This is a genomic window from Pseudogulbenkiania subflava DSM 22618 (assembly GCF_900177275.1).
Lineage (GTDB): Bacteria > Pseudomonadota > Gammaproteobacteria > Burkholderiales > Chromobacteriaceae > Pseudogulbenkiania > Pseudogulbenkiania subflava.
Window position 1 is genome coordinate 118,722 of sequence record NZ_FXAG01000002.1, and the last position, 22,965, is coordinate 141,686.

24 protein-coding genes are annotated in these 22,965 nt (G+C 66.9%); 14 read left to right on the forward strand and 10 right to left on the reverse strand.

Annotated features, from left to right (window positions below):
• Window positions 1–11: 11 nt before the first annotated feature.
• Window positions 12–788: an enoyl-ACP reductase FabI gene (gene fabI / locus B9N72_RS02145; protein ID WP_085274797.1), complete on the reverse strand. Its 777-nt coding sequence runs from the start codon at window positions 786–788 to the stop codon at window positions 12–14.
• A gap of 240 nt (window positions 789–1,028) precedes the next feature.
• Here fabI and B9N72_RS02150 point away from each other — a divergent pair, with 240 nt between their 5' ends.
• From B9N72_RS02150 to aspS, 3 genes are all read left to right on the forward strand, one after another.
• The gene (locus B9N72_RS02150; protein WP_085274798.1) at window positions 1,029–1,274 is read left to right on the forward strand and encodes an FmdB family zinc ribbon protein; all 246 of its coding nucleotides are present in this window, start codon (window positions 1,029–1,031) and stop codon (window positions 1,272–1,274) included.
• Window positions 1,274–1,897: a DUF502 domain-containing protein gene (locus B9N72_RS02155; RefSeq protein ID WP_085274799.1), complete on the forward strand. Its 624-nt coding sequence runs from the start codon at window positions 1,274–1,276 to the stop codon at window positions 1,895–1,897. Before B9N72_RS02150 ends, B9N72_RS02155 begins: the two co-directional genes overlap by 1 nt.
• A gap of 180 nt (window positions 1,898–2,077) precedes the next feature.
• Window positions 2,078–3,880, forward strand: a complete 1,803-nt coding sequence (gene aspS, locus B9N72_RS02160) for an aspartate--tRNA ligase (protein WP_085274800.1) — start codon at window positions 2,078–2,080, stop codon at window positions 3,878–3,880.
• Between the two features lie 99 nt (window positions 3,881–3,979).
• On the opposite strand, the gene B9N72_RS02165 is transcribed toward aspS, so the two are convergent.
• Window positions 3,980–5,194 carry a cytochrome P450 gene (locus B9N72_RS02165; protein WP_085274801.1) on the reverse strand — a complete coding sequence of 405 codons (1,215 nt, stop codon included), beginning with the start codon at window positions 5,192–5,194 and terminating at the stop codon, window positions 3,980–3,982.
• 616 nt (window positions 5,195–5,810) lie between these two features.
• On the opposite strand from B9N72_RS02165, the gene B9N72_RS02170 reads away from it, so the two are divergent.
• Window positions 5,811–6,428, forward strand: a complete 618-nt coding sequence (locus B9N72_RS02170) for a peroxiredoxin (RefSeq protein WP_085274802.1) — start codon at window positions 5,811–5,813, stop codon at window positions 6,426–6,428.
• Window positions 6,429–6,531: 103 nt separating this feature from the next.
• Here the strand turns inward: B9N72_RS02170 and B9N72_RS02175 are convergent, their stop codons facing one another.
• Entirely contained in the window at window positions 6,532–7,191 is a 660-nt protein-coding gene (locus tag B9N72_RS02175; RefSeq protein ID WP_327078268.1) for a DJ-1/PfpI family protein, read from the reverse strand.
• 202 nt (window positions 7,192–7,393) lie between these two features.
• Complete coding sequence (locus B9N72_RS02180; protein WP_085274804.1) at window positions 7,394–7,981, reverse strand: arylesterase; 588 nt, start codon at window positions 7,979–7,981, stop codon at window positions 7,394–7,396.
• On the opposite strand from B9N72_RS02180, the gene B9N72_RS02185 reads away from it, so the two are divergent.
• The 4 genes from B9N72_RS02185 (at window position 7,980) to B9N72_RS02200 (ending at window position 12,460) form a co-directional block, all read left to right on the forward strand.
• Window positions 7,980–8,675, forward strand: a complete 696-nt coding sequence (locus B9N72_RS02185) for an ABC transporter ATP-binding protein (protein WP_085274805.1) — start codon at window positions 7,980–7,982, stop codon at window positions 8,673–8,675. The genes B9N72_RS02180 and B9N72_RS02185 overlap by 2 nt on opposite strands.
• The gene (locus B9N72_RS02190; RefSeq protein ID WP_085274806.1) at window positions 8,672–11,158 is read left to right on the forward strand and encodes an ABC transporter permease; all 2,487 of its coding nucleotides are present in this window, start codon (window positions 8,672–8,674) and stop codon (window positions 11,156–11,158) included. The genes B9N72_RS02185 and B9N72_RS02190 overlap by 4 nt, the downstream gene beginning before the upstream one ends.
• A 90-nt stretch (window positions 11,159–11,248) precedes the next feature.
• On the forward strand, window positions 11,249–11,776 hold the full coding sequence (locus B9N72_RS02195) for a DUF2946 family protein (protein ID WP_085274807.1): 528 nt from the start codon (window positions 11,249–11,251) through the stop codon (window positions 11,774–11,776).
• A 177-nt stretch (window positions 11,777–11,953) separates the two neighbouring features.
• Entirely contained in the window at window positions 11,954–12,460 is a 507-nt protein-coding gene (locus B9N72_RS02200; protein WP_085274808.1) for a DUF1993 domain-containing protein, read from the forward strand.
• A 164-nt stretch (window positions 12,461–12,624) separates the two neighbouring features.
• Here the strand turns inward: B9N72_RS02200 and B9N72_RS02205 are convergent, their stop codons facing one another.
• From B9N72_RS02205 to B9N72_RS02225, 5 genes are all read right to left on the reverse strand, one after another.
• Window positions 12,625–12,948 carry a YdbL family probable chaperone protein gene (locus B9N72_RS02205; RefSeq protein ID WP_085274809.1) on the reverse strand — a complete coding sequence of 108 codons (324 nt, stop codon included), beginning with the start codon at window positions 12,946–12,948 and terminating at the stop codon, window positions 12,625–12,627.
• Between the two features lie 9 nt (window positions 12,949–12,957).
• Window positions 12,958–13,146 carry a YnbE family lipoprotein gene (locus tag B9N72_RS02210; RefSeq protein ID WP_085274810.1) on the reverse strand — a complete coding sequence of 63 codons (189 nt, stop codon included), beginning with the start codon at window positions 13,144–13,146 and terminating at the stop codon, window positions 12,958–12,960.
• Between the two features lie 21 nt (window positions 13,147–13,167).
• A complete protein-coding gene (locus tag B9N72_RS02215) occupies window positions 13,168–15,798 on the reverse strand; it encodes an intermembrane phospholipid transport YdbH family protein (protein WP_085274811.1) in 2,631 nt (876 codons plus the stop codon).
• Between the two features lie 166 nt (window positions 15,799–15,964).
• Entirely contained in the window at window positions 15,965–16,462 is a 498-nt protein-coding gene (locus B9N72_RS02220; protein ID WP_085274812.1) for a hypothetical protein, read from the reverse strand.
• A gap of 163 nt (window positions 16,463–16,625) precedes the next feature.
• Window positions 16,626–17,369 (reverse strand): 2-keto-4-pentenoate hydratase, encoded by a 744-nt coding sequence (locus B9N72_RS02225; RefSeq protein ID WP_234985860.1) that lies wholly within the window; start codon window positions 17,367–17,369, stop codon window positions 16,626–16,628.
• Window positions 17,370–17,562: 193 nt separating this feature from the next.
• Between B9N72_RS02225 and mltG the strand changes: the two genes are divergently transcribed.
• The 6 genes from mltG to B9N72_RS02255 all read left to right on the forward strand — a co-directional run bounded on the left by mltG (window position 17,563) and on the right by B9N72_RS02255 (window position 22,596).
• Complete coding sequence (gene mltG / locus B9N72_RS02230) at window positions 17,563–18,558, forward strand: endolytic transglycosylase MltG (RefSeq protein ID WP_085274814.1); 996 nt, start codon at window positions 17,563–17,565, stop codon at window positions 18,556–18,558.
• Complete coding sequence (gene tmk / locus B9N72_RS02235; protein ID WP_085274815.1) at window positions 18,558–19,184, forward strand: dTMP kinase; 627 nt, start codon at window positions 18,558–18,560, stop codon at window positions 19,182–19,184. Before mltG ends, tmk begins: the two co-directional genes overlap by 1 nt.
• Entirely contained in the window at window positions 19,184–20,191 is a 1,008-nt protein-coding gene (locus B9N72_RS02240; protein WP_085274816.1) for a DNA polymerase III subunit delta', read from the forward strand. Before tmk ends, B9N72_RS02240 begins: the two co-directional genes overlap by 1 nt.
• A gap of 25 nt (window positions 20,192–20,216) precedes the next feature.
• The gene (locus B9N72_RS02245; protein WP_085274817.1) at window positions 20,217–20,597 is read left to right on the forward strand and encodes a PilZ domain-containing protein; all 381 of its coding nucleotides are present in this window, start codon (window positions 20,217–20,219) and stop codon (window positions 20,595–20,597) included.
• 269 nt (window positions 20,598–20,866) lie between these two features.
• Window positions 20,867–21,640, forward strand: a complete 774-nt coding sequence (locus B9N72_RS02250; RefSeq protein WP_085274818.1) for a TatD family hydrolase — start codon at window positions 20,867–20,869, stop codon at window positions 21,638–21,640.
• Between the two features lie 179 nt (window positions 21,641–21,819).
• Window positions 21,820–22,596, forward strand: coding sequence for an MBL fold metallo-hydrolase (locus tag B9N72_RS02255; protein WP_085274819.1), 777 nt, complete (start codon window positions 21,820–21,822; stop codon window positions 22,594–22,596).
• Between the two features lie 59 nt (window positions 22,597–22,655).
• Here the strand turns inward: B9N72_RS02255 and B9N72_RS02260 are convergent, their stop codons facing one another.
• Entirely contained in the window at window positions 22,656–22,961 is a 306-nt protein-coding gene (locus tag B9N72_RS02260) for a chorismate mutase (RefSeq protein WP_085274820.1), read from the reverse strand.
• Window positions 22,962–22,965: the final 4 nt, after the last annotated feature.

Consider the following 22,965-nt stretch of genomic DNA (forward strand, 5'->3'; position numbering starts at 1 on the left):
CGGTGCCTCTCTTAGGCCATGATGTGGTAGCCGCCGTCGACATAGAAGGTGTCACCGGTCAGCGAACGCGCCGCGTCCGAAATCAGGAAGGCGCAGGTCTGGCCGACGTCCTCGATGTCCACCAGGCGGTTCTGCGGCGCGCGCGCGATGGCGTCGTCGATCAGTTGGTCGAAATGCGCGATGCCGGAGGCGGCGCGGGTTTTCAGCGGCCCCGGCGACACCGCGTGCACGCGGATGCCCTGGCTGCCCAGCTCGTGCGCCAGATAGCGCGTGACGCTCTCCAGCGCCGCCTTGACCGGTCCCATGATATTGTAGTTCTGCACCACTTTGTCGGCGCCGTAATAGCTCATGGTGATCAGCGTGCCGCCGTGTTTCATCAGCGGTTCGGCCAGGCGCGCGGTTTCGATGAAGGAATAGCACGATACCTGCATCGCCTGCTGGAAACCGGCCAGCGACACGTCGGTGACGCGGCCGTGCAGATCCTGCATCGGGCAGAAGGCGATGGAGTGGATGACGAAGTCCAGTTCGCCCCACTGCTGACCGATGGCGTCGAACACCGCGGCGAGCTGGCCCGGCTGTTCCACGTCGAGCGGCAGCACCAGCGGCGCCGCCAGCGTGTCCGCCAGCGGGCGCACGTACTTCTCGGCCTTTTCGTTGAGATAGGTGACGGCACACTCCGCTCCCTGCGCCTTGAGCACTTTGGCGCAGCCGTAGGCGATGCTGTGCTCGTTGGCGATGCCGATGATCAGGCCCTTCGTGCCGGCGAGCGGTGACTGACTGTTTTTCATGAGCTTCCCTTTCCTGCTGACGCGTTCAGACAACAGCTTCGCCGTGTGGGATTGCGGTGGTGTGACGAAACAGTATTTTTGTGTTGCACTGGCAGTCAGATATAATCACTCGTTTGTGGACCGCTGCTTGCGTTGCGGTGGGATGCCCCCACCTGAGCGGAAGCCAGTACTGGCAAGCGTTCACTGTAGCAAGAAACATGCCGTCTATGCCATTGTCAATGGCGGGTGAAGGAGAGAAACATGCCGATTTATGAATACCGTTGCGATGCCTGCGGGGTTGCCAAGGAACACCTGCAGAAAATGAGCGATGCGCCGATTGCCGCCTGCCCCGAGTGCGGCAGCCACGACTACCGCAAGCAGCTGAGCGCGGCCGGTTTCCAGCTCAAGGGTTCGGGCTGGTACGCCACCGACTTCAAGAACGGCAGTTCCCCGGCGCCGGCCGGCGGCCACAGCTGCGGCACCGGCGGCTGCGGTAGCTGCAGCTGATGCCGCGTCTGCAGCTCAATTTCAAAGGGCACCTGGTCACGGGCCTGCTGATCTGGCTCCCGGTGGCGGTGACGCTGTGGGTGCTGAACCTGATCGTCGGCACGCTGGACCAGACCCTGACCCTGCTGCCGGAGCACTGGCGTCCGGAGGCGCTGATCGGGTTCCACATCCCCGGTCTCGGTGTACTGCTGTCGGTGTTGATCCTGCTGGGCACCGGCATTCTGGCCGCCAACGTGCTGGGCCAGCGGATGTTCAGTTTCTGGGACGCGCTGATCTCGCGCACCCCGGTGGTGAAGTCGATCTACAGCAGCGTCAAGCAGGTTAGCGACACGCTGTTGTCCGACTCCGGCAATGCGTTCCGCCAGGCCCTGCTGGTACAGTTTCCGCACCAGGGCGCCTGGACCGTGGCATTCCAGACCGGCACCCCGGCGGCCGACGTGGCTTCGCACCTGGACGGTGAGGAATACGTCAGCGTGTACGTGCCGACCACGCCCAACCCGACTTCGGGCTACTTCATCATGGTGCCGAAGAAGGATACGCGCGAACTCGACATGAGCGTGGATGCCGCGCTGAAGTACGTGATTTCCATGGGGGTGGTAGCCCCCCCGGGCAAGGACGAATAAGGGGCTCATTAGGCGGCTGCGCCTGCGCATCTTGAGCGCCGGTAATGTTCGGAATCCTCATGTACTTTGTGTACATTCCGGTTCCTGTGCGTTGGCGGCACTCAACCTGCTTTGGCTCGCTCGCCTACTGAAATGGACTCTGAAGCTTTACCGAATTTTTACGATTGAATTCAGGATATTATGCGAACCAATTACTGCGGGCTGATTGACAAGGCCTATCTCGGCCAGACCGTGACGGTGAAGGGCTGGGTGCATCGTCGTCGCGACCACGGCGGCGTGATTTTCATCGATCTGCGCGACCGTGAGGGTCTGGTGCAGGTGGTGATCGATCCGGACACCCCGGAAGCGTTCAAGACCGCCGACAGCGCGCGCAACGAATACGTGCTGTCGATCTCCGGCATCGTGCGCGAGCGCCCGGCCGGCACCGCCAACGCCCACCTGGTTTCCGGCGGGATCGAAATCCTGGCCAAGGACATCGAGATCCTGAACTCGGCCGCCACCCCGCCGTTCCAGATCGACGACGAAAATCTGTCGGAAAACGTGCGTCTGACCCACCGCGTGATCGACCTGCGCCGCTCGGCGATGCAGAAGAACCTGCGCCTGCGCTACCGCGTGGCGATGGGTGTGCGCCAGTTCCTCGACCAGCAGGGTTTCATCGACATCGAAACCCCGATGCTGACCCGCTCCACGCCGGAAGGCGCGCGCGACTACCTGGTGCCCTCCCGCGTGCACCCGGGCGAATTCTTCGCGCTGCCGCAGTCGCCGCAGCTGTTCAAGCAGCTCCTGATGGTGGCCGGCTTCGACCGCTACTACCAGATCACCAAGTGCTTCCGCGACGAAGACCTGCGTGCCGACCGTCAGCCCGAATTCACCCAGATCGACCTGGAGACCTCGTTCCTGAACGAGGACCAGATCATGGACATCACCGAAGGCATGGCGCGCCAGATCTTCCGCGACGTGATGGACGTGGAACTGGGCGACTTCCCGCGCATGAGCTACGCCGACGCCATGCACTACTACGGCTCCGACAAGCCGGACCTGCGCGTCAGCCTGCAGTTCACCGAACTGACCGACCTGATGAAGACCGAGGAATTCAAGGTGTTCCGCGGTGCCGCCGACCTGCCGAACGGCCGTGTCGTGGCCCTGCGCGTGCCGGGCGGCGCGGCGCTCTCCCGCAAGGAAATCGACGACTACACCCAGTTCGTCGGCATCTACGGCGCCAAGGGGCTGGCCTACATCAAGGTCAACGACAAGAGCAAGATCAGCAACGACGAGAACAGCGGCCTGCAGTCGCCGATTGTGAAGTTCCTGTCGGTGAACGCGCTGAACGAGATCATGGCGCGTACCGCAGCCGACAACGGCGACATCATCTTCTTCGGCGCCGACAAGGCCAAGGTGGTGAACGAGGCGATCGGCGCGCTGCGCATCAAGATCGGCCACGAGCGCGGCCTGGCCGGCGGTTACTTCGTCAAGGAGTGGCGTCCGCTGTGGGTGGTCGACTTCCCGATGTTCGAGTACGACGAGGACGACGATCGCTGGACCGCCTGCCACCATCCGTTCACCAGCCCGAAACCGGGCCACGAGGACCTGATGGACAGCAACCCGGGCGCCTGCCTGGCGCGCGCCTACGACATGGTGCTCAACGGCTGGGAAATCGGCGGCGGCTCGGTGCGTATCCACCGCGCCGACATCCAGGAGAAGGTCTTCGCCGCCCTGAAGATCAGCCCGGAAGAGCAGCAGAACAAGTTCGGCTTCCTGCTCGACAACCTGAAGTTCGGCGCCCCGCCGCACGGCGGCCTTGCGTTCGGTCTGGATCGTCTGGTCACGCTGATGGCCGGCGCCGAGTCGATCCGCGACGTGATCGCCTTCCCGAAAACCCAGCGCGCGCAGTGTCTCTTGACCAACGCGCCGGGCGCGGTGGACGAGAAGCAGCTGCGCGAACTGAACCTGCGTCTGCGTCAGAAGACCGAGACCAAGGCCTGAGCCTTGATCTCACCATGACAAACGGGAGCCTTGGCTCCCGTTTTTTTTATGGTGCTTATAGCGGGTCGCTGGAAGTCGTGTCGGCGTACGGTGGTCGTCTCAGGCCTGAGATGCGGGGCCGGCGGCTCGCTCGATCCTCAGCGGCAGCGAGGCGTAGCCGCTGGCCGGGTAGCTCGCCCGCACCGGAGCCTTGCCTGCCACGGTTCCGATCCGCTCCGTTTGACTGAGCAGGGCTTCCATCACGATCTTCAATTCGAGCCGGGCCAGCGGAGCGCCGGGGCAGACATGAATCCCTGCGCCGTAGAGGAGGTTGTCGGCCGGATCGCGGTCAAGGCGGAATTCGTCGGCGTCGCCGAAGACGGTTTCGTCGCGATTGGCCGAAGCCCATATCAGAGTGACTCGTTCGCCGGCTTTCAACTGGCGGCTGCCGATTTCCACATCCCGGGTGGCGATTCTGCGGTTGGCGATCAGGGGCGCATGGATGCGCAGGATCTCGTCGATGGCGGCTGGCAACAGCTCCGGCTGCCGTCGCAGCCGTTGCTGCAACTCGGGCCGTTCGGCCAGGTACTTGGTGAGAATCCCGACGCAGGAGGAAATGGTGGACAGCTCGCCGACCGTCCAGTTGCGCACGATGCTGACGATCTCGGCGTCGCTCAGTGTCCGGCCCTGCAGCGTTTCCCCGAGGAGGCGGCGGGTCACGTCATCGGGGGCCTGGCCGCCCGCCGCCCGGCGGGCGTCGAGTTGCGCCCGGATGTAGCCGTCGAATTCGAGCGCGACGGCCGCCATGGCCGCGCGATCCGCCGCCAGCGTGGCTGCGCGATTCCGGTGGGTCCAGCGGCGCAGGGGTTCGTGCAGCGCCACCGGCCACCCCATGAAGGCGCACTGGATTTGCAGGGCGAAGTCCTCGGCGAATTGCTCCATCAGCTCCACTTCGCCCGCTGACGGCAGCTCGTGCACTAGGTCTGCGGCGATACGCCGGCACACCGGCTCGAATCGGGCCATGGCCTCGGGGGCAAAATAAGATTCGATCAGCATGCGGTAGGCCGTGTGCTCGGGTGGGTCCATGCCATTGGGGATGGACGGGTAGCTGGAAACCGCGTTGCTGAAGGTCTTGGGGTCGGCCAGGGCCTGCATCACATCGTCGTGGCGGAACAGCGACCAGTTCAGGTACTCGCTGTAGGCCACCGGGCAACGATGTCGCATGTCGTCGTAAGCCCGAATCTGGTCCTGGAGGACGGCAGGGGCGCGGGCATCCCAGTCGGGGCTTGGCCGTTGCGCCCCGGCGTCCCGAGGCGCTGTCTGCTTTGTGTTCATGTGATCACCTTTCATTGCTGCGCTGAAGCGGCGCCCGTCCGCCCCGACGAGGAAGCGGCATCGTCCATCGTGGAGGACAAGGGCTGCCGTGGCAAAGTGCGGGGTAAGGCACCGGTCGGGCCTGGTTGGCTTCCCGAAACACGCCCGTCGATGCTGCGTAATGTTGAGTAATTTACTCGGATATTCGGCCGCAGCATTGATGCCGGTCAACGCTGTCCGGATCACTGACGAATTGACCGGCGGTGTTACCAGTGCGACCATCGCTTGCCGCCACTCCGCCATGATCAGTGCCTCCGGGTAACCCGTCCTTGCTACCCGTGCATGGGGCATCGCTCCGAATCCGGCGTCCTTTCATGTCTTCTTGTGCGGACGTTGCGGTGGCCTGTTGCTGATGTGCGGAGGATCCACCTTGGCGCTACTTGAAAAACCGCCATGCGGGTACCACAACGATAAGACTCCACTACGGTGGCCAATATGATTGGCATTCGCTATCGGCATGATATGGAATTCCAATTGGCGGCGACCGTTCACCCTGATTTATAAAACCCCGCATTGACGATGGCCGCCCGCTGCTAGTGGACGGTCCATCCTGTGATGACCTGAAAGGAGCAATTCCATGGCTGTACTGGTAGGCAAACAAGCCCCGTTCTTCGATTGTGCCGAGAAGACCTTCGCTGCGGTTCAAGGCGATGGCCAGATCGTTGAAAACTTCAACTTCAAGAACGCTACCGCCGGCAAATACGCTGTGGTGTTCTTCTACCCGCTGGACTTCACCTTCGTCTGCCCGTCCGAGCTGATCGCTTTCGATCACCGCCTGGAAGAGTTCAAGAAGCACAACGTGGAAGTGATCGGCGTGTCCATCGACAGCCACTTCACCCATGCCGCCTGGCGTAACACCCCGGTGGACAAGGGCGGCATCGGCGCCGTTGGCTACACCCTAGTGGCCGACATCCAGCACGAACTGTGCAAGGCCTTTGACGTGGAAGCCGACGGTGGCGTGGCGTTCCGCGGTTCTTTCCTGATCGACAAGTCGGGCGTGGTGCAGCATCAGGTGGTGAACAACCTGCCGCTGGGCCGCAACATCGATGAAATGCTGCGCATGGTCGACGCGCTGCAGTTCTTCGAAGAGAACGGCGAAGTGTGCCCGGCCGGCTGGAGCAAGGGCAAGAAGGGCATGCAGGCGAGCCCGGAAGGCGTGGCCGCTTACCTGGCGGAAAACGCCAAGGACCTGTAATCCGCCACGCGGAGCACGGACCACGAAAAACCCCGCAGCGTGCTGCGGGGTTTTTTACGTCCTTTTGGGGTGGGGGCGGCGCCGTGCGCGTGGACGCGCCGCCTCAGGGCGCGCCCAGCACGGCGGCGAATTGGGCCAGCCAGGCGGGATGGGCCGGCCAGGCCGGCGCGGTGACCAGACGGCCGTCGGTGACGGCGGCGGTCACGGCGATCTCCATGTACTCGGCTCCGGCCAGCCGCACTTCGGGGGCGCAGGCCGGGTAGGCCGACACCTTGCGGCCGCGGATGACATCGGCGGCGGCCAGCAGCTGCGCGCCGTGGCAGATGGCTGCGATCGGTTTGCCGGCGTCGGCGAAGTGGCGCACCAGACGCAGCACCTGGGCATCCAGGCGCAGGTATTCGGGGGCGCGGCCGCCGGGCACCAGCAGGGCCTGGTAGCTGGTGGCGTCGATCTGGTCGAAGCTGGCGTTGAGGGTGAAGTTGTGACCCGGTTTCTCCGAGTAGGTCTGCGCGCCTTCGAAGTCGTGGATCGCGGTCTTGATCTGCTCGCCGGCCTGTTTGCCGGGGCAGACCGCATCGACGGTGTAGCCCATCGCCTGCAGGGCCTGGAACGGGACCATCAGTTCGTAGTCTTCGACGTAGTCGCCGCAGATGATCAGGATGCGCTGTGCCATGTAGTTCTCCTTGGTGAGTGCCGCTCGGGCTTCTTCACTGTAGAAGGTAAAGTGCCGCGCCGGGTAGCTGGCGTGGCTGGGCGTGTTCACTGACCAGGTTGGCCGAAGACGGGCTCAGAACCCGTTCACGATCTTGCTGCGCTTCCCTATCGGGGCTCATGTGCTCTGCGTGCCAAGCTATCGCAGAGATTGGCTCTGTGATCAGAAATCCTCATGTGCTCCAGTCCATTCCGGTTTTTGCACTGCTCTTCACCCCGCTGAGGGCTGCTCGCGACAGGCCGTGAACAGGTTCTTAGGACAGCGGCAGCTTGGCACGCACCGTTTCCATCATGCGCGGCTGCACCTCGGCGCTCGGATGGAGACCGTCGTGCTGGAACTTGCTGGTGTCGGCCTCGAAGTCGGCCATCAGGCGCGGGACGTAGTTCAACTCGTACTGCCGTGCCAGCGAGTCGTAGACCGCGTGGAACTCGTCGCGGTATTTCGGGCCATAGTTGGGGGGCAGGATCAGGCCGACCAGCAGCACCTGCGTCTTGCCCTGTCTGGCGAGGCGGATCATCTGCTCCAGGTTGTTCTTCATCGCCGTGAGCGGCAGGCCGCGCAGGCCGTCGTTGGCGCCCAGCTCCAGCACCACCACGTCGGGGCGGTGGCGCGCCAGGGCGGCGGGCAGGCGCGAGAGTCCGCCGGCGGTGGTTTCGCCCGACACGCTGGCATTGATCACGCGATGGTGCGGTGCCAGACTGTGTTCCAGCAGTGTCACCCAGCCTTGGCCAGGGGAGAGGCCGTAGCCGGCCGACAGGCTGTCGCCGAACACCAGTACCGTTGCCGCCTGCACCGGCAGGGCCATCAACAACAATGCGATCAGACGCAGATAACTGAACATGCTCACATCCATCGATGACAAGGCGGTATTGTCCGCCGTGGGGATAGCCAAGCAGGTGGAGTTTCACGGCGAATCGCTGTCCATCCTGCGCTCTGCCAGTCTGACCCTGTACGAAGGCGAAAGTGTTGCCATCGTCGGGGCGTCCGGCTCCGGTAAATCGACCCTGCTGTCGCTCCTGGCCGGGCTCGATCATCCGTCGGCTGGCGAGGTGGCGCTGTTCGGGCAATCACTGACCCGCTTGTCCGAGGATGATCGTGCGCGCCTGCGCCGCGACAAGGTCGGCTTTGTGTTCCAGAACTTTCAGCTTATGCCACAACTGACGGCACTGGAAAACGTCATGCTGCCGCTTGAGCTGGCCGGCCGGCGCGACGCGCGCGAGGCCGCCCGCGCCATGCTGGAACGGGTTGGGCTCGGGCAGCGGCTGCAGCATTATCCACGGCACCTGTCCGGCGGCGAGCAGCAGCGCGTGGCGCTGGCGCGCGCCTTCGTCATCGAACCCCTGCTGCTGTTTGCCGACGAGCCGACCGGCAACCTCGACCCGGCCACCGGGCGTCAGATCATCGACCTGTTGTTCCAGCTCAACGCCGAGCAGGGCACGGCGCTGGTGCTGGTGACGCACGATGCCGAACTGGCCGGGCGCTGCGACGCCATCTACCGGCTGGTGGACGGCAAGCTGAACGGAGCCGGGCGATGACGTTCTGGGGGCGCTGCCTGCTGGCCTGGCGCTTCACCCGCCGCGAACTGGTGGCGGGCGAGCTGACCGTCCTCGGCCTGGCGCTGCTGGTGGCGGTGGCGGCGATGAGCAGCGTGGCCTTCTTCTCCGACCGCGTCGAGCGCGCGCTCACCGACCACGCCAGCCAGCTGCTGGCGGCGGACCTGGTGCTCAACAGTCCTGAGCCGGCGCCGGCGGCGATCCGTGCCGAGGCGCAGCGGCGCGGCCTGACGCAGGCCGAAAACATCAGCTTCCCTTCCATGGTGTTCGCCAACGGCCAGGCGGCGCTGGCCACGTACAAGGCGGTGAGCGACAACTACCCGCTGCGCGGCGAAATCAGCGTCAGGTTGGCCGAAGGCGGGGTGATGAGCGGGGCGTTGCACCCGCTGCCGGGCACCGCCTGGGCCGATGCGCGCCTGATCAGCCGGCTCAAGCTCAAGCTGGGCGATGCGCTCGAGGTGGGCAACACGCGGCTGACGCTGGCGGGCGAGATCCTGCGTGAACCGGACGGCACGCTCGATCTCTACAACTTCGTGCCGCGGCTGATGTTCAACCGCGCCGACCTCGCCGCTACCGGGCTGGTGCAGCCGGGCAGCCGCCTGCGCTGGCGGTTGATGCTGGCCGGCGACAGCGCGGCCGTGGCCGGCTTCCGGGTTTGGCTCGAACCCCAGCTGAAAAGCGGCATGCGCCTGGAGAGCGTCGAGGAGGCTCGGCCCGAGATTCGCACCGCCCTGGAGCGGGCGCGCCGCTTCCTCGGACTGACCGCCATGCTGACGGTAGCCCTCGCCGCCGCCGCGGTGGGCATGGCGGTGCGCCGTTACCTGGCACGGCACTGGCAGCCGGTGGCGGTACTGCGCTGCCTGGGGCTCAGCGCCAACGAAGTATGGGGGTTGTTCGCCGGGCTGTTCCTGCTGTTGGGGCTGCTGGCCGGTGGGCTCGGCACGCTGGCCGGCTACGCCTTGCAGAGCGGCCTGATGCAGTTGGCCCAGCAGTGGGTCGGCGGCTTGCTGCCCGCGCCCGGACGACTGCCGTGGCTGAGCGGGCCGCTGTCGGCGCTGGTGTTGCTGCTCGGGCTCGCCTTGCCGCCGCTCTTGAGCTTGCGCCAAGTGCCGCCGCTGGCGGTGCTGCGCGACGAGCTGCGTCCCTCGCCTCCGGGGCGGCTGGCGCCGCTGGCGGCGGTGGCGGCGCTGCTGGCTCTGACGGCGTGGCAGGTGGGGGATCTGACGCTGGCCGGCTGGTTGTTCGGCGGCCTCGCCGGCTTCCTCGCCGCGGTAGGGCTGGTGGCGTTCGTCGCGGTATGGCTGATGCGCCGCTTGCCTACCGGCGTGGGCGTCGGCTGGCGCTTCGGCATCGCCAACATGGCGCGCCGGCCGTGGCTGGCGGTGATCCAGATCGTGGCGTTGTCAGTCGGGCTGATGGCGCTGTTGACGCTGACCGTGGTGCGTGGCGACCTGATCGCCGCCTGGCAGCAGAGCGTGCCGGCGGATGCCCCCAACAAGTTCGCCATCAATATCCAGCCGGCGCAGATCGAGCCGTTCAGGGGAAGCTTCGTCGGCCACGCTCTGCCGGCGCCGGAACTATCGCCGATGGTGCGGGCGCGGCTCACCGCCATCAACGGCCACCCGGTGCGGCCGTCGTCCTACGCCTCGGAGCAGGCGCAGCGCCTGGCCGAGCGCGAGTTCAACCTGTCCTGGCGTGCGGCGCTGCCGACCGGCAACCGTGTCAGTGCCGGACAGTGGTGGGGCGAGCGCGCGAAGCCCCAGTTCTCGGTCGAGCAGGGCCTGGCCGAGACGCTGGGCATCCGCCTCGGCAACAGCCTGACCTTCACTATCGGTGGCACGCCGTACGAGGCCCGCGTCACCAGCCTGCGCAAGGTGTCGTGGGACAGCTTCCGCGTGAATTTCTTCGTGGTGGCGCCGCCCGCCTGGTTTGCCGACCAGCCGGCGAGCTACATCACCAGCTTCCGCCTGGCGCCTGCCGACGAGGACTTCGTCAACCAGCTGGTGGCGCAATTTCCCAACGTCACCGTGATCGACGTCAGTGCCATCCTCGCCGAGGTGCGCGCCATGGTCGACCAGCTGTCGCGCGCTGTCGAGGCCCTGTTCGTGCTGGCGCTGGCTGCCGGCGTGCTGGTGCTGTGGGCGGCGCTGGCCTCGACCCGCGACGAGCGGTTGTTCGACGTCGGCCTGATGCGGGCGCTGGGCGCCTCGCGGCGTCAGGTCCGCAGCGTGGTGCTGGCCGAGCTGATGTGGCTGGGGGCCCTGACCGGGCTGATGGCGGCGCTGGGCGCGACGGCGATCGGCGCCATCGCCGCGGTGAAGCTGTTCAACCTGCCGCTGTTCGTCAACCCCTGGCTGTTGCCGCTCGGGGTGATCAGCGGCATGCTGGTGGTCGGTCTGGCTGGCTGGCCGCTGGTGCGGCGGGTGACGCGCAGTGCGCCGGCGGCGGTGCTGCGCGCGTTGTGAGCAAGAAGGTTGGCCGAAGCCGGTTCGCAAGCCATAAATCAGAAGAGGCCCGTTTTCCGTACCGGGAGGGCAGGGCGAGGAGGAGCAGGAATGGATGCTGCGGTAGTGGAGGGAATGGCCAAGTGGCCTAACGTCCCGGCCGTCTATGGCTGGCTCAGGCTCGATGCGCGCGGCCAGTGGTGGCTGCGCGAGGAGCGGCTCGAGCACGCCGGGATGGTCGAATTCTTCAACCGTAATTACAGCCGGGACGCGCACGGGCGCTATTACGTGCAGAACGGTCCGCAGAAGGTTTACGTCGCGCTCGACAAGGCCCCGTTCGTGGCGCGCCTCGAGGGCGAGGGCTGGCGCACCGTGCCTTATACCGAGGACGATCGCTCGCGTACCGTCTACCTGACCCCGGGCGGTGAACTCTACCTGGAAATCGGCGGCGAGCTGGCGCTGGTGGACGACCGCGACCTGCCGGCCATCTGCAACGCCTTTCCGGCGGATTGGGATGGTTCCCCCGCGCGCCTGCCCGCCTCCCTAGAGGTGGCGGGGCAGGTGCTGCCGCTGGTGATGATCGAGCCCGCCGCGCTGCTGGCGCGCTATGGTGTCGACTGCCACCCCGCCGCGCGCTAGCGGCGGGGCTTCCTTGTCTTCGGTCCCCGGCCCCGGCGAACCGGGTTGCGTTGTGGCAGCCTGACGTTGCCCGGATCGGGTTATCGGCTATCGTAAAAAGACTGTCGTTGCCGGCACGGGCTGACGGGCCAGCCCCAGACGGTCGCCCCGGTCCCTCTCAACATCAGGAGCCTGTCCATGACGCTTTCCATGTATCAAGCCTCGATCCCGGTCCTCATCCGTGGCCTCAACAACCTTGCCGCCATCCTCGACAAGGCCGCCGCGTACGCGGCGACGAAGAACATTGCGCCGGAGGTCTTGCTCAATGCCAGGCTCGCCCCCGATATGTTCCCGCTGGTGCGTCAGGTGCAAATCGTGTCCGACACCGCCAAGGGCTGCGGTGGGCGCCTCGCCGGGGTCGAGGTACCGAGCTTCGCCGACACCGAAACCAGCTTCGCCGAACTGGGAGAGCGCCTCGCCAAGACGGTGGCGTTCTTGCAAAACCTGACGCCGGAGCAGGTCGACGGCAGTGAGGAACGGCCGATCACCCTCAAGGTGCGCGGTCAGGAAATCCATTTCACGGGTCAGACCTATCTGCTGGGGTTCGCCCTGCCCAACTTCTATTTTCACTTCACCACCGCTTACGGCATTTTGCGGCACAACGGTGTCGACATCGGCAAGGTGGATTATCTGGGCAGCGTCTGACGCTGTGGCAAGGAAAGGCCGGCGGGAGCACCGCCGAGGTGGTGCGCCCTCCGCCAGCGATCAGCCGGCCGGGCGACCCTCTGCGCTGAGCCCCCGCAGACGTATCGATACGGCCCGCCGGGCGTCATCCGCCCGGCGGGCCGTGTGCGTGGCCGCGTTGACCGCTACTTCTTGACCCACTGGCCGTCCGCGGAGCGGACGTAGGCCCCCGGCGCGGCCTTCTCGATGGCTTTCTGGCCGGCCAGCGCCGCCACCTGGTCCAGGGTGGCGCCGTTCTTCTTGGCGATGGCATCGTAGGCGGCGCGCCGCTTGGCGTTGATGTCCGCGGCCAGTTCCACCGCCTCCGGCGTGGCCTTGACCACGCCCAGATAGCCGTTGGGCTGCTCTCCGACCAGCCCTTGCGACTTGGCGCCGTCCAGATCCAGTGCCATGGCCAGTGTGCTGCAGACGAGCAGCAGCAGCGCCATCCCTCGTATCGTCGTCTTCATGGCGAGCTCCTAGAACAATGCGCTGTCTTCGCTGATGAGTTTATCGACATCCTTTTCCACCTTGAGGCGAATTTCGTGGTCGATCTTCACGTTCAGATTGATCGTGATCGGTTCCTTGGGGGCCTCCAGTGCGACCCGGGGAGTGCACGCGGCCAGGAGCAGCAAGGCCGGCACGGCCAGCAGCCAAACGGGGTTCATGATGAGTCCTCCAACGTCATGTCAGTGAGAACGCTCCGCCGGCTTTCGGTTCAATACCCGGCGGGAGAGTTCATCGCCGATACGCAGGCTGCGTAACAGCTCGAACAGGTTTTCCCGATGGGTATAGTTTAGTACGACCGGCTGGCCATTTTGCTGCGGGTTCTGCCCCTTGATGGTCACCGCCGCGTCGAGCCAGCCGTCCGGCGGCATGTCCAGGCGAGCCTGGAAATCGTTGATCGCCAGGTGCCCCAGCGTGTCCAGCGCCAGTTGCACCGCGCGGTTGGACTGGCCCATGGCGCCGACGCCGGCAGAGGGCTGGACCTTGAGCACCAGCGGGCCTTCATTGCGGATCAGGCCTCCCTGCAGCGCCAGGGTGTCTTTCATCAGTTGCAGCGGCAGCACCCCGCCCACGCGGCCGGCGAGCTGCACGGTCGGCTCCGGATCGTTTTGCAGCGCGGCCACCTCGGCCAGGTCGATGTGGCTCACCGTCACCGGCTGATACTGCGGCGAGGGCCATTGCAGGCTGGCGGCGTTCATCTGCCCGCCCAGTACCTCGGCGTGGACATCGGCGAGCTGCCAGGTGCTGAGGTCGGACTGCGCCGTCAGGCGGACGTTGCGCACGCGCGTGCCGAGGCCGAGCTCGGCCAGCGTGATGGGGCCGGCGCTGACCAGCTTCAGGCCCGCCTGACCCAATTCGACATGTGCGCTGCCGCTGCCCCCCGTCGCCTGGATGCCGCCCCAGTCGAGCGCGACCCCAGAGGCCGAGAGCGTGCCTTGCAGCTGTCCGCTCCCCAGCCACTGCCAGCGTCCCTGGCCGGTGACACGGCCTTGCTGCAGGGTGACCCCAAGGCCGCGACTCATGGCGGGCGACAACGGGGTATTCAGTTCCAGCGTGCCTTGCACTCCGGTTTTCTGGCCTTGGGCAAGGCGCGCGGCGCTCACGGTAAGGGTGGCTTGCCATGCCGGGATACGCAGGCTGGCGCGGCCCTGCAGCCCGCCCGCGCTGAGTTGTCCGTCGAGCGGGGGTAAGGTTCCGCGCGTTGCCACGATGCCATCCGCCTGCAGCCGCAATTCGCCGAAGACGCCTTGGGGAGAGACGCGCAGCGGCGTGCTGGCGCTGACGGCGATCGGCTTGACCAGGGTGCTGCCGATCAGTCCCTTGGCAAGCGTGACGCGGCTGCCCCGATCCAGAAACCACCGGCCCTGTTGGCCGTACCAGGGCAGGACCAACTTCAGCTCGCCGCCCTGGGTGTAGAACGGCAGCCGCGAGCGGCCATCCAGCGTGCCTTGCCAGCGCTCTCGCTCGTAGCCGACCTGGAGCGTACCCTGGAGCGGGAATTGGCCATAACGGCCATCGAACGCGACCGGCGCCGCCCAGCGTGGCGGGCGCAGGCCGGCTACGGGTACGCGCAGCGCCAGCTTGAGGTCGGGCCGGCTCAGCGAGAGGCGGGCGGGCGCGCCGCTCAAGCCGTCGGCATCGATACGCCCTTGCCACGTCCCCGCGAGATTGATGCCGGCGCTGTTGCCGGCGAGGTCGAGCCGTCCTTGCCAGTCCCACCGGGCCTGCTGCCAGGACAGGCGGCTGTCGACGGTGTTGACGCGTAGATTCTGGTACTGCACTTCGGCGGTGATGGCGCTGTCGCCGCGCGCGGCGAGCGGCACGGTGAGGGGGCGGGGCCAGCTCAGGCGCAGCTCGCCGGGAAGTCGGATTGCCGCCGGCAGCAGCACCAGCTGTCGCCGGCTCCAGCGCAAGGGCACCTCGCCGGCCAGGGCGGGGCCGGCGAGCGTGAGCCGGCCCGGGCCGTGTGCGACCCCGGCACCGGCGGTATCGAGCTCGAGGCGTACCTTGCCTTGCGGACCGCTCGCCAGCAGGTCCAGATGCAGCGACTGCACCCCTTGCAGATCGCCACTGGCGTGCAGTCCCTGCCGGGCTTGCAGGCTCCAGTCCGCACCGAGCGCCAGCGGTGCGCCCAGTTCGGCGTCGAGCTGCCAGCGCCGGGCGGCGAGGCGGGCCGAGAGTGCCGCGTCGGCGCGGCGGGCCTGACCGGCATAACCCAGCTGCCTACCCTGAGCCTGCAACGATCCTTCCAGACGCTGTTCCTGCCACACGCCCTCGCCGGCCACGGCCAGCGCGCCCAGCAGGGGCGGGGAGAGGTCGGCCGCCTGTATCTGTCCTTGCAGCGTCCAGTGCCCGGAGCGGCGCTCGTAGAGCGCACGGGCCTGGCTGTGGCGGAACTGCACCTGCGCCTGCCAGCGTTGCGCGCGCTGACTCACCGTCACCGCCAGCGGCGGCAGGCCGGGCAGGGAGAGGGCGTCGATGGCGAGGTCTAGCGGCGGCATCCAGGGGGGCGGCGCCGGCTCCTTGAACGGTCCGGCGGCGCAGCGGGGCAGGATCATACGGTCGACATGGAGCGTGAGCGGATACCAGCGCGTGACCCGCAGGCGTTCGCCCTGGGCCTGGACGCAACCGTTTTGCAGCCGCTGCCAGCCGGTCAGTTGCAACCCGTTCTGCCAGCTCACCTGCTGGGCACGCACGCCGAGGGTATAGGCGGCCGCCGCCACCGCCAGCAGCAGGCCGAGCGGGAGCAGCGCCAGCACGATCAGCCAGCGATAGCGGCGAAAAGGAGACGCGAGTCCAGAACCGATGCCCATGTACTGCCCATCCGTTGCGGGGTTGGCGAGGGTGAAAAGGTTTGCGGCGAGCCGATGCTCATCCCGCTTTTGATGATATACGCGTGGCGGTCGTCTGTTGCCTGATTCAGGCTACATGGCTCCGCCACGCCGTCGGGAGTGGTGCCAGGAGCGGGCGGCGGCGGGCTCAGGCGGCGGTGCCGGAATCCCGCGCGCGCCAACGGCAAACCCCTACCAGCACGCTGCCGAAGACCAGGTGGGCGAGCAGCGTCACGCCGCCGCGCGAGGCCGAGAACCAGGGAAAGAGCGTGGTGAAACCGTACAGGTTGACGCCGTAGATGATCGCCCCGTAGCCGGCGCCGGCAAGGAGCTCGACGCCAGCCCGCCGGCGTCCGGCCAGCAGGCTCACCGGCACGGCGTAGGCGATGGACAGGGCGAAGTGGATCAGTGTCGCCATCAGCCACACGTCTCCGCGCCACGCCGGCACCGGGGCGAGTACGCTCACTCCCATGGCGATGGCGGCCGTCAGGCGCGCGTCGCGCAGCAGGGTTGCCAGCAGGGGGACCGACGTCAGCCACCACAGCGCCAGTTGCGCTGCGGTGGCGACGCTGCCGGCCACGATGCCGGCGAGCACCGCCGTGGTGGGCCACGCCCGATGACGACGGGGCGGATGGTGGAGTTGCATGTCCCTCGCTTTCCTCGTCTTGGTCGTTCCTGGCGGCCGTAGCAGGAGGCAAACCGGGATGACCGCTCCGTCCTGGGAGGCGAGGGCGGAGTCGGTTTCGACGTCGGACGGGCTGGCCGTCGGTCAAAGTCCGTATCCTGCCCCTTCCTTGCCGACGGTGGGCTTAGCCGATTCGTGCCTCGGCGCTGCCGACCCCGACGAAGTCGACACGGACCGTGACCGGCAGCCCCACCGGGTGCATCCCGTTCCAGGCGCCGGTCGCCACGATGTCTCCCGCCTGCGCCCCGCCGACGTGCTCGATCCACCACGGCAGGCAGAAGAACAGGTCGTCGAGCGGCGGGCGGCCTTGCGTTTCGGCGCGCAGTCCGCCGTTGGCCGAAACACGCACGGTGAGCGCGGCAAAATCCAGCTCGCGCCAGTGCGGAATCGCGTCGCCGACGATCAGGCCGCCATTCACCAGATTGTCGGCCAGGCTCCACAGCGGACCGGCCACCTTGGGCGCGGCGAGCCGGGTGTCGATCAGTTCGATGGCGACGTGGACGCTGGCGATCGCGTCGAGAATCTCGTCGCGGGTATAGCGCGTGGCACGTGGCGGCAGGTCGTGGCCGAAGCGCACCGCAATTTCGGCCTCGATCCCCAGGCCAAGAAACGACGCGGCGGGTAACGTGGCACCAGAGGCGGCGAGGCGCTGTGGAAAGATCGGCGCGGCGGTGGGTTCGGCCTCGCGCGTCGGGGCGCCCACTTTCCACGCCGTTGGGCGGGCTCGGCCGACCAGGGTTTGCCAGATCGCCCGTTGCGTGGCATAAGCCTGTTCGCGGCTGGCGGGGCCGGCGTCGGCGGCCACCGTCACGGCACGATGCTCGCGGTAGGCCTGGAGCAGGGGAGCGGCGAATGTCTTGGTATCCATGCCCGGTATCATAGCGCGGCGGCGGCTGGCGCGGGTCGCCGCGAGGCGTTGCGGAGGAGACGAACTTGCCGCGCCCCGCCCGGTCCCATTCGGGTTCGCGGCGAAACGTGCGCAAGAGGCGACATGGTATGATTGATGCTTCGCCAAACCAGTCGGACCCGCCGCCGGCCACTCCGTCCAACTTGATCTGAACATGATGCACACGTTTTTCTTCCGCATGACTGCCACCCTGGCGGCACTGCTCGCGCTGTGGCTCGCCTGGGTGGTGGCCGTGCCGGTGCCGCTGCCCAAGGCGCCTTACAGTATCGCCGTCGGCGCCAACCGCACGCTGGGCCAGGTGGCGCGCGCGCTGGACCAGGACGGCATGATCCGCAACCGCTGGGTGATGGTGGCGCTGATGCGCATCAGCGGCACCGACCGCAAGGTCAAGGCCGGCCTGTACGAATTTTCCCGCCCGGTGGCGATGTGGGAAGTGCTGCGCCGCTTCGCCCAGGGCAACCCGGACCAGGCCAGCGTGACGGCGATCGAGGGCTGGACCTTCCGCCAGTTCCGCCAGGCCCTGGCCAGCGAGCCCGACCTGCAGCACGTCACCGCCAGCTGGAGCGACGAGCAGATTTTGCGCGAAATCGGCGCCAGCGAGGCTCATCCTGAAGGCCTGTTCTTCCCCAGCACCTATTTCTACGTGCCGGGCTCGAGCGATCTCGAGGTCTATCGCCGCGCCTACCGCACCATGCAGCAGAATCTGGAAAGCATCTGGCTCGCGCGCCGGCCGGATCTACCCTACGCCTCGCCGTATGAACTGCTGATCATGGCGAGCCTGGTCGAGAAGGAAACCTCGCGCGAGAGCGACCGGGCGCAGGTGGCGGCGGTGTTCCTCAACCGTCTGAAGATCGGCATGCGCCTGCAGACCGACCCGGCGGTGATCTACGGCATGGGGGCCAGCTACCAGGGCAACATCGGCAAGGCCGGTCTGCGCCGCGACACGCCGTACAACACCTACACCCGTTCCGGCCTGACGCCGACGCCGATCGCTCTGCCGGGGCGCGCCGCGCTCGACGCCGCGGCACATCCGGCGGACACGCGCGCGCTGTACTTCGTCGCCCGCGGCGACGGCACCACGCATTTCTCCGAAACACTGGACGAACACAACGGCGCGGTGCGCCAATTCATCCTGAAGAAAGGCTCCTGATGCGGCGCGGAACATTCATCACGCTGGAAGGCGTGGACGGGGCCGGCAAGAGCACCCAGCTCGCCGCGGTGCGCGACTGGTTGGCCGAACAGGGCATCGACGCCGTGTTCACGCGCGAACCCGGCGGCACGGTGCTGGGCGAGAAGCTGCGCGAGCTGCTGCTGGCGGTGGACACCGAGGTGACGCTGGAGACCGAGACGCTGCTGATGTTTGCCGCGCGCCAGGAACACATCGCGCGCGTGATCGAACCGGCGCTGGCCGCCGGCCGCTGGGTGGTGTCCGACCGCTTCACCGACGCCACCTTCGCCTACCAGGGCGGCGGGCGCGGGCTGCCGTTCGCACGCATCGAGGCGCTGGAAGACTGGGTGCAGCAGGGGCTGCAGCCGGACCTGACGCTGCTGTTCGACGTGCCGCTCGAGGTCGCCGCCCGGCGCATGGCCGGTGGCGAGCGCGTGCTCGACCGTTTCGAGCAGGAGGCGGCCGATTTTCATGCCCGCGTGCGTGCGGCCTACCTGCAGCGCGCTTCGGCCAACCCGCGTATCGCGGTGGTCGACGCCAACCGTTCCGCCGAACAGGTGCGCGCCGAGGTGATGCGCCGCCTCGACGCCGTGCGGGAGCGTCGCTGATGCTCTATCCCTGGCAAGCCGCCGACTGGCAGCGCCTCAACCGCGAACGCGAGCGCCTGCCCAACGCCTGGCTGTTCACCGGTCCAACCGGCATCGGCAAGCTGGCTTTCGCCGAACATTTGGCGGCCTCGCTGCTGTGCGAATCGCCGCGCCCCGACCACGCCGCCTGCAGTCAGTGCGAGGCGTGCCGCTGGTTCGCCCACGGCAGCCACCCGGACTTCCGCCGGCTCACTCCGCTGGGCGACGAGGAGGACGAGGCCAAGGAGGGTAGCAAGCCGACACGCAAGCTGCCGGTGATCAAGATTGAGGCGGTGCGCGAGGTGATCGACTTTGCCCACCTCACCGCGCACCGCGCCGGACGCCGCATCGTGCTGGTGGAACCGGCCGAGGCGCTCAATCCGGCGGCGGCCAACGCGCTCCTGAAGATCCTCGAGGAGCCGCCCGCCGAGGTGCTGTTCCTGTTGGTGGCACACGCCCCGCAGCGGCTGCTGCCGACCATCAAGAGCCGCTGCCGAGCCTTTCCGCTGACCGCGCCGACGGAAAGCGAGGCGCTGGCCTGGCTGGAAGCAGCCGGGGTGGACAACGCCCGCACCGAGCTGGCGCACCACGGCGGCACGCCGCTGTTCGAGCACGACGCGGCGCTGGCCAAGCTGCGCCAGCAGTTTCTCGACGTTCTGGCGCGGCCGACGCTGGCCGACGCCATCTCGCTCGCCGAGCAGATCGACCGCCACAAGCTGCCGCTGGCGCTGCCGCTGGAGTGGCTGCAAAAGTGGCTGCACGATCTGGCCGGTTTGAGGCTGGGGGGCCAACTCCGCTATTATCCCGATCATCAGGCGGCACTGCAGGCCCTGGCCGAGCGTGCCGACCTCGCCTTGCTGATGGGTTGCTACCAGAGCCTGATTCAGCTGGCCCCGTTCGGTCAGCACACGCTGAACGTACGCTTGCAGCTCGAAGCGCTGTTGATGGACTATCTGAACGTGTTCGCGGCCCGCACGGCCGCGCGCTGAAACCACTGCAAGGGAAGCCCGGCGCATGGAACTGGAGAAAGAGAACGTCGTTACCCGCCCGGACGGCAACCGCCCCGGCGTCATGTCGCTGCACATCAAGGAGCGCGGCGCGCTCTACGCCGCCTACATGCCCTTCCTGCGCAACGGCGGCATCTTCATCCCCACCGGCAAGGCGCTGGCGCTGGGCGAGGAGGTGTTCCTGCTGCTGACGCTGATGGACGACCCGCAAAAGGTGGCGGTGCAGGGCAAGGTGGTGTGGATCACCCCGGCCGGCGCCAACAACAGCCTGGCCCAGGGCGTCGGTGTCGAGTTCGCCAGCAGCGACGAGGGGCGCCAGGCGCGCAGCAAGATCGAGGCCTTGCTGGGCGGTGTGCTTAATTCCACCCGTCCCACCCATACCATGTAAGGGCCTGTTCACGCTCTTGCTGCGCGATCCCTGATCGGGGCTCATGTGCACTGCGTGCCAATCTATCGCTGGGCAAATCAAAGATTTGCACGCAGAGATTGGCTCAGCGATCGGAAATCCTCATGTATTACTTGTACATTCCGGTTTCTGCGCTGCTCTTCACTCGGCTGAGGGCCGCGCGCGACAGATCGTGAACAGGTTCTAAGCGGCGCGCTCTGCCCGCCGAGAAAACATTACGCGCCCGCCCGGCGGGCGTGCAGGATGCAACCATGCTTGTCGATTCGCACTGCCACATCAATTTTCCCGACCTTGCCGCGCGCCTGCCCGAGGTGCTGGCCAACATGCGCCACAACGGCGTCAGCCACGCCCTGGTGATCGGCGTCAGCCGTCCCAAGTACCCCGAGGTGCTGGCGCTGGCCGAGGCGCACGACAACCTGTACGCCACCGTCGGCGTCCATCCGGACGACCCGGACGCCGAAGAGTACAGCGAGGACGAACTGGTTGCCCATGCCGCCCATCCCAAGGTGGTCGGCATCGGCGAGACCGGGCTCGACTACCACTGGTGCCAGGGCGACCTCGCCTGGCAGCACGAGCGCTTCCGCACCCACATCCGCGCCGCGCGCCGCGTCGGCCTGCCGCTGGTGATCCACACCCGCGAGTCGGCCGCCGACACGGTGCAGCTGATGCGCGAGGAGAACGCCGGCGAGGCGGGCGGGGTGATGCACTGCTTCACCGAGAGCTGGGAAGTGGCGCAGCAGGCGCTGGACTTGGGCTTCTACATCTCGCTGTCCGGCATCGTCACCTTCAAGAACGCGCTGCAGGTGAAGGAAGTGGCGCAGAAGGTGCCGCTCGACCGGCTGCTGGTGGAAACCGATTCGCCCTACCTCGCGCCGGTGCCGTTTCGCGGCAAGACCAATGAACCGGCGTACGTGAAGCATGTCGCAGAACATATCGCCGAACTGCGCGGGCTGAGCTTCGAGGCGGTGGCCGAGGCCACCACCGACAATTTCTTCCGCCTGTTCGCCAAGATTCCGCGGCCGTGACCCGGTGCCTGACCGGCCCCGGCCTTCGGCCAACCCTTTGACGAGTGATTCCAGGCAACCGTCGAAACGAGACAACGCAGCCCGGCAGGATGGGGTGCTACAAAACCGAGGCGCAGGCTAAAGAATGCCGCCGACGGTATTGTCGTTTCGAGGGCGTACTGGAATGAAAGCGAGTAGTCGTGTCGAGTGTCGAATTGACCGTCCTCGGCTGCGGGTCCAGCTCCGGAACCCCGGCCATCGGCTGTGATTGCCCCACCTGCACCTCGCCGGACCCGAGGAACCGGCGCAGCCGCGCCAGCGCCTACCTGCGCGTCGGCGACACCGCCTTTCTGATCGACACCGGGCCGGATCTGCGCCATCAGGCGTTGCGCGAGGGCATCACCCGGGTCGACGCGGTGCTCTATACCCACCCGCACGCCGACCACCTCAACGGCATCGACGACCTGCGCGCTTTCTGCTACGTGAAAAAAGGGGCGATCACCCTGTTCGGCAACGGCTTCACGCTGGCCAACGTTCGTTCCCGCTTCGACTACGCGCTGCACGCGCCGTCCAAGGCCTGGGACAAGCCGGTGCTGCTGACCGAGGAGGTGGGCGGGCCGTTCGAATTCGGCGGCGTGATGGTGACGCCGATCCCGCTGATGCACGGCAGCTGGCCCTGCCTGGGCTGGCGCATCGGCAACGTCGCCTGGCTCACCGACCTGTCCGACATCCCCGAGCACAGTCTGGAGAAGCTGCAGGGCCTCGAGGTGCTGTTCCTCGACTGCCTGCGGCGCGAGCCCTATCCCTCGCACCTGTGCGTGGCCGACTCGCTGCGCTGGGCCGAGCACATCGGCGCCCGTCGCACCATCCTGATCCACATGACGCACGGTCTGGAATACCATGCGCTGTCGGCGGAGTGCCCGCCGGGGGTGGAGGTGGGCTACGACGGACTGCGCGTCAGCGTGCCGCTGGCCTGATCCTCTTCGCTGAAACGCTTCGGCCAACCTATCCCGGTTGGCCGAAGCGTTTGGGGCCCTCACAGCGGCGTCTGTCGCCCCTGGTACAGCTTCATCTCGCTCGCGACGAAGTGCCCGATCATGGTGCGATACACCGCCGCAGTGAGTTCCGGGTCGGCACCGAGCTCGCCCGCCAGCCGTGTCACGCGGCGTATCACCTGATCGACGCGCTTGCCGCCCTCTACCTCGGCCGTGCTGTTCTTGAAAGCGGCCGCCTGCTCCACGTACAGGCCGCGCTCGGCGATCAGCGCGACCAGCGCCTGGTCGATGCGGTCGATCTGCTCGCGCACCTCGTCCAGGCTCTGGCATTGGTAGATAAAATCCATGGGT

Bases quoted from the DNA above. Each gene is read 5' to 3' on its own strand.
- fabI (WP_085274797.1), bottom strand. From the start codon at position 788: ATGAAAAACAGTCAGTCACCGCTCGCCGGCACGAAGGGCCTGATCATC.
- B9N72_RS02150 (WP_085274798.1), top strand. From the start codon at position 1,029: ATGCCGATTTATGAATACCGTTGCGATGCCTGCGGGGTTGCCAAGGAA.
- B9N72_RS02155 (WP_085274799.1), top strand. From the start codon at position 1,274: ATGCCGCGTCTGCAGCTCAATTTCAAAGGGCACCTGGTCACGGGCCTG.
- aspS (WP_085274800.1), top strand. From the start codon at position 2,078: ATGCGAACCAATTACTGCGGGCTGATTGACAAGGCCTATCTCGGCCAG.
- B9N72_RS02165 (WP_085274801.1), bottom strand. From the start codon at position 5,194: ATGAACACAAAGCAGACAGCGCCTCGGGACGCCGGGGCGCAACGGCCA.
- B9N72_RS02170 (WP_085274802.1), top strand. From the start codon at position 5,811: ATGGCTGTACTGGTAGGCAAACAAGCCCCGTTCTTCGATTGTGCCGAG.
- B9N72_RS02185 (WP_085274805.1), top strand. From the start codon at position 7,980: ATGCTCACATCCATCGATGACAAGGCGGTATTGTCCGCCGTGGGGATA.
- B9N72_RS02180 (WP_085274804.1), bottom strand. From the start codon at position 7,981: ATGTTCAGTTATCTGCGTCTGATCGCATTGTTGTTGATGGCCCTGCCG.
- B9N72_RS02190 (WP_085274806.1), top strand. From the start codon at position 8,672: ATGACGTTCTGGGGGCGCTGCCTGCTGGCCTGGCGCTTCACCCGCCGC.
- B9N72_RS02195 (WP_085274807.1), top strand. From the start codon at position 11,249: ATGGATGCTGCGGTAGTGGAGGGAATGGCCAAGTGGCCTAACGTCCCG.
- B9N72_RS02200 (WP_085274808.1), top strand. From the start codon at position 11,954: ATGACGCTTTCCATGTATCAAGCCTCGATCCCGGTCCTCATCCGTGGC.
- B9N72_RS02205 (WP_085274809.1), bottom strand. From the start codon at position 12,948: ATGAAGACGACGATACGAGGGATGGCGCTGCTGCTGCTCGTCTGCAGC.
- B9N72_RS02210 (WP_085274810.1), bottom strand. From the start codon at position 13,146: ATGAACCCCGTTTGGCTGCTGGCCGTGCCGGCCTTGCTGCTCCTGGCC.
- B9N72_RS02215 (WP_085274811.1), bottom strand. From the start codon at position 15,798: ATGGGCATCGGTTCTGGACTCGCGTCTCCTTTTCGCCGCTATCGCTGG.
- B9N72_RS02220 (WP_085274812.1), bottom strand. From the start codon at position 16,462: ATGCAACTCCACCATCCGCCCCGTCGTCATCGGGCGTGGCCCACCACG.
- B9N72_RS02225 (WP_234985860.1), bottom strand. From the start codon at position 17,369: ATGGATACCAAGACATTCGCCGCTCCCCTGCTCCAGGCCTACCGCGAG.
- mltG (WP_085274814.1), top strand. From the start codon at position 17,563: ATGATGCACACGTTTTTCTTCCGCATGACTGCCACCCTGGCGGCACTG.
- tmk (WP_085274815.1), top strand. From the start codon at position 18,558: ATGCGGCGCGGAACATTCATCACGCTGGAAGGCGTGGACGGGGCCGGC.
- B9N72_RS02240 (WP_085274816.1), top strand. From the start codon at position 19,184: ATGCTCTATCCCTGGCAAGCCGCCGACTGGCAGCGCCTCAACCGCGAA.
- B9N72_RS02245 (WP_085274817.1), top strand. From the start codon at position 20,217: ATGGAACTGGAGAAAGAGAACGTCGTTACCCGCCCGGACGGCAACCGC.
- B9N72_RS02250 (WP_085274818.1), top strand. From the start codon at position 20,867: ATGCTTGTCGATTCGCACTGCCACATCAATTTTCCCGACCTTGCCGCG.
- B9N72_RS02260 (WP_085274820.1), bottom strand. From the start codon at position 22,961: ATGGATTTTATCTACCAATGCCAGAGCCTGGACGAGGTGCGCGAGCAG.